We start from the raw sequence: 11,857 nt of genomic DNA, 5'->3' as shown, positions 1-11,857 counted from the left end.
ACACCGCCTCGGTGCGCACGCAACTCGACATCGCGCTGATGCCCAAGCCGTTCCAGATCGACGCGGTGAACAACCGCGACTGGAGCCTCTCGTCGGAATGGAAGCGCTTTACCTTCACGGTGACCGAACGTGCTAAATAGAGTGCGCCGAGCCACCAGCGTCAGCAGCATCGTCGTGCGCGTGCTGGTGTCCACAGTCGCCGTGACGGCCGTACTGCTGCTCGTGCTGCTTGCCGCGGCGAGCGCGAACACTGAATTCTTCGACCGCTATTACCAGTGGCTGTACGCGGCCAATCTCGTGGTCGCGATGATCTTTTTGCTGGTGGTGGCGACGCTCGTCATCATCATTATTGCCCGGCTTAGAAAAGGTAAGTTCGGCACGCGGCTGTTAGCGAAACTTGCGTTTTTCATGGCGTTGGTCGGCGTGGTGCCGGGCGGCATCATTTACGTCGTCTCGTACCAGTTCGTGTCGCGCAGTATCGAGTCGTGGTTCGACGTGAACGTCGAAACCGCGTTGACGTCGGGTCTGAATCTGGGCCGCGGTATGCTCGACGCGTCGCTCTCCGATCTGCAAACCAAGGGCCGCCTGATGTCCGAGCAGTTGGCGAGCGCGGATGCCGCCGGCACGACGCTCACGCTCCTGCGCTTGCGCGATCAGTTCGGCGTGCAGGACGCGACGATCGTCGAACCCACGCGTAGCATGTCGGGCGCGACCCCGGACATGCACGTGGTCGCGCAGGCATCCGGCAATTACGCGACGCTCGTGTCGAATGACTTGCCCACGCCGATGATGATCGATCAGGCGCGTGGCCGTGGCTATGCGGCGATCGAGGGCGAAGTCGACGGCGATCCGAACGCGCATGGCGGCAAGGGTGCACTGAGGCTGCGCGTCGTGCAGCGCATACCCGATTCGAACGCGTCGCTGCTGCAGCCCACTGAACGCTTCCTGCAACTCACGCAGCCCGTGTCGCCGTCGCTCGCGCGTAATGCCGACGCGGTGCAGCGGGCCTATCGCGAGTATCAGGAGAAGGCGCTGGGCCGCACCGGCTTGCGCAAGATGTACATCGGCACGCTGACGCTTGCGCTGTTCCTCGCCACCTTCATCGCGATGATGCTGGCACTCGCGCTCGGCAATCAGCTCGCGCGGCCATTGTTCCTGCTCGCGCAAGGCACCAAGGAAGTGACCGAGGGCGATTACACGCCAAAGCGCGAAATCAAGTCGCGTGACGAACTGGGCTTCCTCACGCAGTCGTTCAACGCAATGACGCGGCAGTTGTCCGAAGCGCGCGCCGCGGTCGAGAACAACCGCATTGCGCTCGAGCATTCGAAGGCCTATCTGGAAAGCATTCTCGCGAACCTGACCGCGGGTGTGTTCGTGTTCGACCGGCAGTTCCGTCTCACCACCGCGAACCGCGGCGCTGAGCGCATCTTCCGTCAGCAGTTCCAGGAAGTATTGGGTTCGGCGCTTGAGCAGATCGGTGTGTTGATCGAATTCGGCGGGATGGTGCGCAAGGCGTTTGCCGATCGCGAAGCCGCGAGCGGCGACGGGCACGACGATCGCGGCCACTGGCAGCAGCAGTTCTCGGTGCAGGTGCCGGGCGAAACCGAGCCGCTCACCTTGCTTGTGCGCGGCGCGCGTCTTGTGTCCGCCACTGATCGCGATGCGGAAGACATGCAGACTTCCGGCTACGTCGTCGTGTTCGACGATATTTCGGACGTGATCTCCGCGCAGCGTTCGATCGCCTGGGGTGAAGTGGCGCGGCGTCTCGCGCACGAGATCAAGAACCCGCTCACGCCGATCCAGCTCTCCGCCGAGCGTTTGCAGATGAAGCTTGCCGACAAGCTGTCGCCATCGGATGCCGATGTGTTGAAGCGCGGCGCGACCACAATCGTCAATCAGGTCGCGGCGATGAAGCAGATGGTCGACAATTTCCGCGACTATGCGCGCACGCCACCGGCGGTGCTCGCGCATCTGCAACTGAACGAACTGGTCAGCGAAGTGCTGACGTTGTACGGTATAGAGGAAGGCAAAGGCGCGATTCAGGTGGAACTCGCGGACTTGCCGGCGATTCGCGGTGACGCCACGCAATTGCGCCAGGTGATTCACAACCTGCTGCAGAATGCGCAGGATGCCGTGGCCGACGTCGAACAACCACGTGTGTTGCTCGAGACGAGGACAGTAGAATACGGAGACCCCGACGCTGAAGGCAAAGTACGCGTCGCGGTGCGTCTGACGGTGTCGGATAACGGACCGGGCTTCCCCGCGCGTATCCTCACACGTGCATTCGAACCTTACGTGACGACCAAGGCCAAAGGTACAGGTCTCGGTCTTGCGATGGTCAAGAAGATCGTCGACGAACACGGCGCGCGGATCGACATTCGCAACCGCATGAAAGCGGGCGATGTGATTGAAGGTGCGCAGATCTCGATCCTCTTCCTTCAACTGGCAGACGATGCCGCGGCACCTGGAGAAGGACCGCGGGCGGCGCATGGCAATGCGGCGCAGGGAACGACAAAAGCAACAGTGCAGACAAGGGCAGCGTAAATGGCAACCATCCTGGTGGTAGATGATGAAATGGGCATCCGGGAATTGCTCTCGGAAATCCTGAGCGACGAGGGGCATGTCGTGGAAGCTGCGGAAAACGCGCAGGAAGCGCGTGAATTCCGCTTGCGCCAGGCGCCGGACCTGGTGCTGCTCGACATCTGGATGCCCGATACCGACGGCGTAACCCTGCTCAAGGAGTGGGCCGCGCAGGGGCAACTGACCATGCCGGTGATCATGATGTCCGGTCACGCAACCATCGATACGGCGGTTGAAGCGACCAAGATCGGCGCACTCAATTTCCTCGAGAAGCCGATTGCGCTGCAGAAACTGCTGAAGGCAGTCGAGCAGGGCCTCGCTCGCGGCAACGCGGCGGGTGGTGCGCCGGGCGGCGCGGCGGCGAAGCCCGCGTTGCCGGTCAGCGCTTCCGCGGTGGCATCGGCGGCGGCGTTGCCGATGCTGTCGTCGGACGGCATGGGCAGCGGCGCGTTGGCCGCGCAAACGGCGTCGATCTCGTTCGACATCCCGTTGCGCGACGCGCGCGATGCGTTCGAGCGCGCTTACTTCGAATATCACCTCGCGCGCGAGAATGGCAGCATGACGCGCGTTGCGGAGAAGACGGGGCTGGAGCGTACGCACTTGTATCGCAAGCTCAAGCAGCTCGGCGTCGATCTCGGCAAGAACAAAGGGGAGTGATCAGCGCGCAATGCGTGCAGGCTGGGGCTGCCAGATTTTTTCGAGAAGGGGCTTGTCGCGCTGCTGACCCTTTGATATCATTTCGTTCTTCGTTGGCCCGGTAGCTCAGTTGGTAGAGCAGCGGATTGAAAATCCGCGTGTCGATGGTTCGATTCCGTCCCAGGCCACCAGGATTCAGCCCCAGGAAATCGCAAGATTCCTGGGGCTTTTCCTTTTTTGCCCCTTTATTGACGGGCATTCGCTGCAAGCGGGCTGCTCGGCGGCATTGGGCATCGCGTGATAAAATCGCGCCAGTTCAAGGACTTGCATGCGAGCGCGTGGTCGACGTTCGGCTGGTACGCCGCCGCGCCAAACACGTCTTTTCGTATCCTGAAGCGGGGCCTTCTGCGCACTTTGCCGCAAGACGGCAAGGCTGCAACAGGCGCCGAACCCTTCGCCCGACGATTAACGGTATAAGCGCCCAGCGACTCTGCATGTGGAAGGCGCGGCCTATACTGCTCTGGGCCGGCAGCAGTGCCGGCACGCGTCGCGCCGCGTTGCTTGCATGGCGCACCTCGCGCAGCGCGACGTGGCACTCATCATTCACGGAGTTTCACGGTGATCCGCAAAGACGCTAAACGTAGCGCTCTGGTGCTGTTTTCCGGCGGCCAGGATTCCGCCACATGCCTCGCCTGGGCGCTCGAACGTTATGAAACGGTCGAAACGCTAGGCTTCGATTACGGTCAGCGGCACCGCGTCGAACTCGAATGCCGCGAAGGGTTTCGCAACGCCGTAGTACACGCATTTCCGGCATGGGCCGATCGACTCGGCGAAGATCACATGATCGATCTGTCGGTACTCGGCTCGATCAGCGATACCGCGATGACGCGCGAAATCGAGATCCACGCTACCGCCAACGGTTTGCCGAATACGTTCGTGCCGGGCCGCAATCTGATGTTCATGACGATCGCGGCGGCCATCGCGTATCGGCGTGGTTTGCAGGTACTGGTCGGCGGGATGTGCGAGACGGATTTCTCGGGCTACCCCGATTGCCGCGATGACACGATGAAGGCATTGCAGGTCGCGTTGAACCTCGGCATGGACACGCGCTTCCTGCTCGAAACGCCGTTGATGTGGCTCGATAAGGCTGACACGTGGCGTCTCGCGCACGAGCTTGGCGGCGAAGAGCTCGTTGAACTGGTACGCGTCGAAACGCACACCTGCTATGTTGGCGAGCGCGCCGAACTGCATGCATGGGGTTTCGGCTGTGGCGAATGCCCGGCGTGCCGCTTGCGCAAACGGGGCTATGAAGCGTATCTGGCCGGCGAGAAGGTCACCGAGCCGGTTTGACGGTCTGACGTTGGCGCATCGTGCGAACGGTGCGTTAGCGAGCAATCATTTTCAGGAATACAAGGCAGAAAGCAGCATGACGTACGCGGTCAAGGAAATCTTCTATACATTGCAGGGCGAGGGTGCGAATGCCGGTCGTCCGGCCGTGTTCTGCCGGTTCGCCGGCTGCAATCTGTGGTCGGGCCGCGAAGAAGATCGTGCGGAGGCGGTGTGCCGCTTCTGCGATACGGACTTCGTCGGCACTGACGGCGAGAACGGCGGTAAGTACCGCACCGCCGAAGAACTGGTGCAGATGATCGCGTCGCAGTGGCCGGAAGGCGAGGGCGAGCGTTTCGTGGTCTGCACGGGCGGCGAACCGATGCTGCAGATCGACCAGCCGTTGGTCGACGCGCTGCATGCCGCTGGCTTCGAAATCGCCATTGAGACTAACGGCTCGCTGCCGGTGCTCGAGACGATCGACTGGATCTGTGTGAGCCCGAAGGCCGACGCGCCGCTCGTCGTCACCAAGGGTAACGAATTGAAGGTCGTAATTCCGCAGGACAACCAGCGCTTGTCCGAGTATGCGAAGCTCGACTTCGAGTATTTCCTCGTCCAGCCAATGGACGGCCCGTCGCGCGACCTTAACACCAAGCTCGCGATCGACTGGTGCAAACGCCATCCGCAATGGCGCCTGTCGATGCAGACCCACAAGTATCTGAACATTCCCTGATTTGCCGTGCTGACGATTACACGAAAACTCGAATTCGACGCGGGCCACCGCATCCCCGATCACCGCAGCCAGTGCCGTAATCTGCACGGCCATCGCTATGTGCTCGAAATCACGCTGCAAGGCGACCTGGTCGATACCGAAGGCGCGCCGGATCGCGGCATGGTGATGGACTTCGCCGACGTAAAGTCGCTCGCCGTCGAGCATCTGGTCGACAAGTGGGATCATGCGTTTCTCGTCTACGAAGGCGATACGCAGGTACGCGGCTTTCTGGAAACGATGGCGGGGCACAAGACGGTCGTGCTCGACCGCATCCCCACTGTTGAAAATCTCGCCGCCGTCGCGTTCGACATCCTCGCGAACGTCTACGACGCGCATTACGGCGTGAATCTGCGTTTGCATAAGGTGCGTCTGTTCGAGACGCCGAACTGCTGGGCCGACGTCGTTCGCGACTAAACGCCGGGTCAACCTCAGGGCCCAACCGCAGGGCCCAACCCCCACGTTATTGTCACGGTATGATCGCTCCGATAACCACACGGAGCGAGACATGCCGGTCACCGCATTGCGTCGCAGCAGGCATTCAGGCCGTCATGGCCCTGGCGTTGGGCTGTTCCGCCACGCCAGCATCCTCCACCGTGTTTCAGGCGATGTGTCCCATCGCCAGGGAGCGCGGCAATGAGCACCTTCACGAATCCCCTCAAGCAACGTCTGAAAGAAGCCGATCCGCTATTCGGCCTGTGGCTTTCGCTCGGCAGCGATTCCGCAGCCGAGGCGCTTGCGCACGCCGGTTTCGACTGGCTGCTGATCGACATGGAGCATGCGCCGAACGATAGCGGCGATGTTACCTCGCAATTGCGTGCGATCGCCGCAGCGCATCTGCCGAGCGAGCCGGTCGTGCGCGTCCCCGCCAGCGAGGCGTGGCTCGTCAAGCGCGTGCTGGACGCCGGCGCGCGCACGCTGATGTTCCCGAATATCGAAACCGCGGAAGAGGCGGCACACGCCGTGCGTCTCACGCAGTATCCGACCGCCGATGCGCTCGACGGTCAGCGTGGCGTCGCCGGCGCAGTGCGGGCGGCTGCGTACGGGATGCGGCGCGACTACGTGCAGAGCGCCAACGCGCAGATTGCAAGCATTGTGCAGATCGAGTCGGCGCGCGGCTTGCAGGAAGTGGAGAAGATTGCGGCGACGCCGGGTGTCGATTGCCTGTTCGTCGGACCGGCCGATCTCGCCGCGAGCCTCGGTCATCTTGGCGATTCGAAACATGCCGAGGTGCAGGCCGCGATGGCGCGCATCGTCGGCGCTGCTGACAAGGCCGGTATTGCCACCGGAATTTTTGCTATGGATGTCGCGAGTGCGAAGCAGCATCGTGATGCCGGTTTTCGTTTTATCGCCCTGGCCGCCGACGTCATGTGGATGTTGCGCGCGACCCGCCAGGCGTTGCAGGAGGTGAGGACATGAAGGGGATGCTGCAGTGCGTTGCGGTGCGTATGGCGGTCACAGCTGCGTTGATGGCGAACGTGACGGCGTATGCGCAGGACAACCGCGTCGCGAAGTCGAACGATGCGGAGACGCAAACCGCGGTCGCCGATTACAACGCCGGCAATCTGGGCGCAGCGCTTGCCGAGTTCCGGAAAGCGGCGGGGCGCGGCAGCCGGCTTGCCGAGTTCAACTACGCGATGATGCTGCTCAACGGTGAAGGCGCCCCAGCCAATGTCGATGAAGGCAAGAAGTGGCTGCGCAAAGCCGCCGACGCCAACATGTCGCATGCACAGTATGTCTACGGCAAAATGTACGACGACGGCGAGTTCGTCGGGCGTGATCCGGTCGAGGCGCATCGGTGGTTCCTGAAGGCGGCGCAGCAGGGGCACGTGCAGGCGGAACTCGCGCTGGCCAACCAGTTCCTCGATGGCCGCGGCACGGCACGCGATAACCAGCAGGCGTTCGTCTGGTACAAGAAGGCCGCGCAAGGCGGCGATATGACCGCGCAGTACGTAACCGGCTCGTTCTACGAACGCGGCGGCGATGGTGTGGACAAGAACCTGAACGTGGCGCGCGCGTATTACGCGGCAGCGGCCGCACAGGGCGACCCTGCGGCGAAACTCAAGTATCAGCAATTGAGTGCGCAGCTGCGGGATCAGAAGGAAGTGAAGCCGCAGTAGATGAAAAAAGGGCGCTCATGATGCGAACCACACCCCAAAAGTTGGACGCACGTCCATGCTTTTGGAGAACAGTTCAGACGGTGCGCCCCGTTTGTTTGTCGTGCCTTCTTTCTCTGGGCTGAATTGACTTTGCGTCTTTCGGCCCCGTAGCGTTTGGCTCCGTAGCCTAAGCCCTGCGCCGCTCTAACTCTGCATCAATCGCTTCTGCCGGGCGACGTTCATGATGAGGCCGATCGCGACCCCCAGCGTAGTCAGCGCGGTGCCACCGTAACTCATGAATGGCAACGGCACGCCCACCACCGGCAAGATCCCACTCACCATGCCGATGTTGACGAACGCGTAGGTGAAGAACGCCATCGTCAGCGATCCGGCCAGCAGCCGCCCAAACAGCGTTGCCCCATTGGCCGCGATATACAAACCGCGCGCGATCAGTAGCATGTAAAGCGTGAGCAGCACGATCCCGCCCGCCAGCCCGAACTCCTCGGAAAACACCGCGAAAATGAAGTCGGTGTGCTTCTCGGGGATGAACTCCAGATGTGCCTGGGTACCCTTGAGCCAGCCCTTGCCGAGCGGGCCGCCCGAGCCGATTGCAATCACCGCCTGGATCGTGTGGAAACCTTTGCCGAGCGGATCGGACGTCGGATCGAGCAGCGTACAGATACGGTGCTTCTGATAATCGTGCATTAGCGGCCACTGCACTTCCGGCTGACAGATCTTGTCCTGGAACGCCGCGATCGAGCCAACCGCGATCACGCCGGCAATCAGCACCGGCACGATCAGCTTGAAACTCAGCCCCGCGAAATAAATCACGAAAAAGCCCGCCGCGAACACCAGCACGGCGGTGCCAAGGTCAGGCTGCTTGGCGATCAAACCGACCGGCACAATCAGGATCAGGAAGCCGACCAGAAAGTCGTACCAGCGCATCACACCTTCGCGGCGCTGGTAGTACCAGGCGAGCATTAGCGGTGTGGCGATCTTCAGAATCTCCGACGGCTGGATCACCACGCCGACATTGATCCATCGCTTGGCACCCTTGCGCGTGAGGCCGAACAGCGCCACCGCAACCAGTAACGCGATCCCGAACGTATAGAGCGGGACCGCGAAGCGCATTAGCGTGGTGGGTGGCACATTGGCCAGCGCCCACATCAGCACGAACGTCAGCATGATGTTGCGCAGTTGGTCTTCCACCCGGCCGGGCATGTCCAGCGTCGCGCTGTATAGCGTGACGATGCCGACGCACAGCAGTAGAAACACGATCAGGGCGAGCGGCCGGTCGAAGCCCACGAACATCCGCTTGATGCGGTCGAGCCAGGCGCGCTTGTCGAATTGCATGCCTTTCTCCTTACTCGTCGATGCCGCCGGAAACCGGCTGGCGTGGCGACGTTGGCTGAATGCTGTCATCCCGCGACGGGGCGGCGGCGGTCGGTACCGGCTCGCTGCTCGGGCGGGGTTTGTGCGGGACGCCGGATTTCCGCGGCGTCGGATTCTTTGCAGCGGCAGAGGCGGATGCGGATGCAGCGACAGCCGCCGACGCGCCGGATGCACCAACCGCAGCCGCGGGCGCCAATGCAGCGGCCGGAGCCGATGCAGCCGCTGCCGCAGAAGCTGCCGCGGCCGAAGCGGCGCCCGGCATCGGCAGCGCCGTGAAACCCGCCGCGACCTTGACCGGCTGCGCCGTGTCCTGTGGCGTCGGTGCGCCACCCACTTCAGGCGCGGACGCATCCTGAGTTGCCGAGGCCGCTGCCGCGACGGCCGCCGCTGCAGCGCCGGGCTTATTCTTGCCGACCAGGTAGTAATCGAGCACACGACGTGCGATGGGACCGGCCGCTTCCGCACCCCAGCCACCGTTTTCGACGATCAGCGCAATCGCGATCTTTGGCTGTTCGGCAGGCGCGAACGCAATGAACAGCGCGTGGTCGCGCAGATGTTCGGCGATCGCGTGGCCTTTGTAATTGGCGCCTTGCAACGAATACACCTGTGCCGTGCCAGTCTTGGCGGCGGCCAGATATGGCGCGCCGATGAACACCTTCGACGCCGTACCGTTGGTCACCACGCCTTCCATTGCGCGCTTGATGATGTCGATGTCCGATTGCTTCACGGCGATCCTGTCGCTTGGATCACGCACGACCGGGCGCGTATCTTTCGTGATCGGATTCTCGATGTCGCGCACAAGGTGCGGCTTCATCACGACGCCGTTGTTGGCGAGCGTGGCCGTGGCATGGGCGAGCTGGAGAATGGTGAACGAGTTGTAGCCCTGGCCGATGCCCAGACTGATCGTTTCGCCCTCATACCAGCGCTGCTGCTCGGGCTTGCGGTACGCCTTGCGCTTCCAGTCCGTCGACGGCAGGATGCCGCGCGCTTCGCCTGAAATGTCGATACCGGTGATCTGGCCGAAACCCCACGGCTTCATGAAGCCGGCGATCGCGTTGACGCCGAGATCGTGCGCGAGCATGTAGAAATACGTGTCGTTCGACACCACGATCGCGCGGTTCATGTCGACCCAACCCTGGCCAGAGCGCACGTCGTTACGGAACGTATGGCCGCCGAATGTGTACGAGCCCGGATCCTGGAAACCCCAGCCCGGCGTGCGCTTATGCAGCGTCAGCGCAGCGAGTGCCATGAACGGCTTGTAAGTCGAGCCCGGCGGATAGGTGCCGTGCAGTGGGCGGTTCAGGAGCGGATGGTCCGGCGAGTTATTGAGCTCGTCCCAGGTTTGCTGATCGATGCCGTCGACAAACGAATTCGGATCGAAGCTCGGCGCGGACACGAAGGCGAGCACGTCGCCGGTTGCCGGTTCGATTGCGACCAGCGCCCCGCGCCGGCCTGCAAATGCCTGCTCGGCGACCTGTTGCAGGCCGATGTCGATCGACAGTTCGAGGTTGTTGCCCGGCGTTGCCTGGGTGCGCGACAGCGTGCGCACGGGCCGGCCGCCCGCGGTCACTTCGACTTCCTCAAAACCGGTCTGGCCGTGCAGTTCAGTCTCGTAGCTCTGCTCGACGCCGATTTTGCCGATGTAGTCGGTGCCCTTGTAGTTGTTTGCGTCGAGGCGCGGATCGTAGTGGTCCGGATCGCTGTCGTTCTGATCACTGGCGTCGTCGATACGGTCCTGATCGCGCTGCGAAATCCGGCCGATGTAGCCGATCACGTGCGCGGCGGTCGGTCCGAGCGGATATTGACGGAACAGACGCGCGCGCACTTCCACGCCCGGAAAGCGGAAGCGTTGTGCGGTGAAGCGCGCGACTTCGTCGTCGGTGAGACGGGTGCGGATCGGGAGGCTCTCGAAATTCTTCGAGTCTTCCTGCAGCTTCTTGAAGCGGCGGCGGTCGCGAGCGTCGATCGAAACCACGGTGGCCAGATTGTCGATCACGTTTTCGAGCGTGTCGTTCAGCTTCGACGGTGTGATTTCGAGCGTATACGCCGAGTAGTTCTTGGCCAGCACCACGCCGTTACGATCAGTGATGATGCCTCGGTTCGGCACGATCGGTGCGACCGAGATGCGGTTTTCGTCGGCTTGCAGCGAGTACTTGCTGTAGTGCCAGACCTGCAGGACCAGGAAACGGAAGCCGATCAGCCCGAAACAGACGAACACGAACACGCCCGCCGCCGCGACCCGCAGGCGGAACTTCGAGAGCTGTTGCTGAGTGTCCTTGAATTCGGTCATGCGATTCTGCAAAAGGCCGTGTGACGGCCATCATGAGTGTGCGCCCAATCCGGCCGGAACCGGGAGGCCTGAACAGCGATGCGCGTCGAGCGGGCCGGGCACTTGGGTTCCATCGGAACGACCGGCCGGCGTGCTCGATACGTGATTAAATCGGCCGCGTATCGTCCGGATCGGCAGGACGGCGCTGCGGCATCAACAGCAGCATGCTGGCGACCGGCCACAGCGCAGCTTCGACGAAGCCGTCGATCAGGTAACTCCAGCCCGGAAACGCCGCACCCGTCAGCAGACGGATCACGAACGGCACCAGTTGCGCGACGACCAGCAGCGGCATCACCGCGAAGGTCTGCACGCCGAGCGACATCCACAGCACACGGCGATGGATCGTAATCGCGCCATACGACAACAACGTATACGCCAGCGCGTGCTCGCCGAGCAGGCTGGCGTTGTGCACGTCCATCAGCAGGCCGAGAAAGAACGCGATGCCCATGCCGACTTTGCGCGGCTGGTGCACGTTCCAGAACAGCAGCACGAGCGCCACGAAGTCCGGCACGCCGGCGAGGCGCCCCCACGGCATCAGGTTCAGCAAGAACGCCGCGGCGAGGCTGAACGCGATGAAGTATGGATTGACCGGCTGCAGGATGTATTGCGGGCGGTTCATGGCTGGGTCCCCGGCGTGGCGTGCGGCTTCGCGCTCTTGTCAGCGGCTGGCTTCTTCTCGGCGGTGGCCTTCTTCTCTGCGGCGGCGGGCTTGGCGGGCGTTTTCTC

General features: G+C 62.6%; 11 protein-coding genes and 1 tRNA gene. 9 read left to right on the top strand and 3 right to left on the bottom strand.

Annotation, left to right across the window (positions count from 1 at the left end):
• The 9 genes from VFE81_RS16640 to VFE81_RS16600 form a co-directional block, all read left to right on the top strand.
• The coding region (locus tag VFE81_RS16640; protein WP_325045649.1) for a DUF4390 domain-containing protein at positions 1-140 on the top strand (140 nt) is incomplete at its 5' end.
• The gene (locus VFE81_RS16635) at positions 130-2,544 is read left to right on the top strand and encodes a PAS domain-containing sensor histidine kinase (RefSeq protein WP_325045646.1); all 2,415 of its coding nucleotides are present in this window, start codon (positions 130-132) and stop codon (positions 2,542-2,544) included. The genes VFE81_RS16640 and VFE81_RS16635, both read left to right, overlap by 11 nt.
• On the top strand, positions 2,545-3,237 hold the full coding sequence (gene esaR, locus VFE81_RS16630; RefSeq protein ID WP_325045645.1) for a response regulator transcription factor EsaR: 693 nt from the start codon (positions 2,545-2,547) through the stop codon (positions 3,235-3,237).
• Positions 3,238-3,331: 94 nt separating this feature from the next.
• Positions 3,332-3,407, top strand: a tRNA-Phe gene (locus tag VFE81_RS16625).
• Positions 3,408-3,834: 427 nt separating this feature from the next.
• A complete protein-coding gene (gene queC, locus VFE81_RS16620; RefSeq protein WP_325045644.1) occupies positions 3,835-4,566 on the top strand; it encodes a 7-cyano-7-deazaguanine synthase QueC in 732 nt (243 codons plus the stop codon).
• Positions 4,567-4,642: 76 nt separating this feature from the next.
• Entirely contained in the window at positions 4,643-5,275 is a 633-nt protein-coding gene (gene queE / locus VFE81_RS16615) for a 7-carboxy-7-deazaguanine synthase (protein ID WP_325045648.1), read from the top strand.
• A gap of 9 nt (positions 5,276-5,284) precedes the next feature.
• Positions 5,285-5,728 (top strand): 6-carboxytetrahydropterin synthase QueD, encoded by a 444-nt coding sequence (gene queD / locus VFE81_RS16610; RefSeq protein WP_093634683.1) that lies wholly within the window; start codon positions 5,285-5,287, stop codon positions 5,726-5,728.
• Between the two features lie 219 nt (positions 5,729-5,947).
• Positions 5,948-6,730, top strand: a complete 783-nt coding sequence (locus tag VFE81_RS16605; RefSeq protein WP_325045643.1) for an HpcH/HpaI aldolase family protein — start codon at positions 5,948-5,950, stop codon at positions 6,728-6,730.
• A 50-nt stretch (positions 6,731-6,780) separates the two neighbouring features.
• Entirely contained in the window at positions 6,781-7,431 is a 651-nt protein-coding gene (locus VFE81_RS16600) for a tetratricopeptide repeat protein (RefSeq protein ID WP_414695609.1), read from the top strand.
• 183 nt (positions 7,432-7,614) lie between these two features.
• Here VFE81_RS16600 and rodA read toward each other — a convergent pair whose 3' ends face one another.
• From rodA to mreD, 3 genes are all read right to left on the bottom strand, one after another.
• Complete coding sequence (gene rodA, locus VFE81_RS16595; RefSeq protein ID WP_325045641.1) at positions 7,615-8,763, bottom strand: rod shape-determining protein RodA; 1,149 nt, start codon at positions 8,761-8,763, stop codon at positions 7,615-7,617.
• A gap of 10 nt (positions 8,764-8,773) precedes the next feature.
• Positions 8,774-11,092, bottom strand: coding sequence for a penicillin-binding protein 2 (mrdA, locus tag VFE81_RS16590; protein ID WP_325045640.1), 2,319 nt, complete (start codon positions 11,090-11,092; stop codon positions 8,774-8,776).
• A gap of 145 nt (positions 11,093-11,237) precedes the next feature.
• A complete protein-coding gene (gene mreD / locus VFE81_RS16585) occupies positions 11,238-11,750 on the bottom strand; it encodes a rod shape-determining protein MreD (RefSeq protein ID WP_097390898.1) in 513 nt (170 codons plus the stop codon).
• Positions 11,751-11,857: the final 107 nt, after the last annotated feature.

Origin of the sequence: Paraburkholderia sp. (assembly GCF_035656215.1) — a bacterium.
GTDB lineage: Bacteria > Pseudomonadota > Gammaproteobacteria > Burkholderiales > Burkholderiaceae > Paraburkholderia.
The sequence above is the reverse complement of the archived record's forward strand: the minus strand, read 5'-3'. Positions and strand labels throughout refer to the sequence as shown.

Excerpts from the sequence above, each read along its gene's own strand:
- queE (WP_325045648.1), top strand. The coding sequence starts at position 4,643 with ATGACGTACGCGGTCAAGGAAATCTTCTATACATTGCAGGGCGAGGGT.
- esaR (WP_325045645.1), top strand. The coding sequence starts at position 2,545 with ATGGCAACCATCCTGGTGGTAGATGATGAAATGGGCATCCGGGAATTG.
- rodA (WP_325045641.1), bottom strand. The coding sequence starts at position 8,763 with ATGCAATTCGACAAGCGCGCCTGGCTCGACCGCATCAAGCGGATGTTC.
- mrdA (WP_325045640.1), bottom strand. The coding sequence starts at position 11,092 with ATGACCGAATTCAAGGACACTCAGCAACAGCTCTCGAAGTTCCGCCTG.
- VFE81_RS16600 (WP_414695609.1), top strand. The coding sequence starts at position 6,781 with ATGGCGAACGTGACGGCGTATGCGCAGGACAACCGCGTCGCGAAGTCG.
- mreD (WP_097390898.1), bottom strand. The coding sequence starts at position 11,750 with ATGAACCGCCCGCAATACATCCTGCAGCCGGTCAATCCATACTTCATC.
- VFE81_RS16605 (WP_325045643.1), top strand. The coding sequence starts at position 5,948 with ATGAGCACCTTCACGAATCCCCTCAAGCAACGTCTGAAAGAAGCCGAT.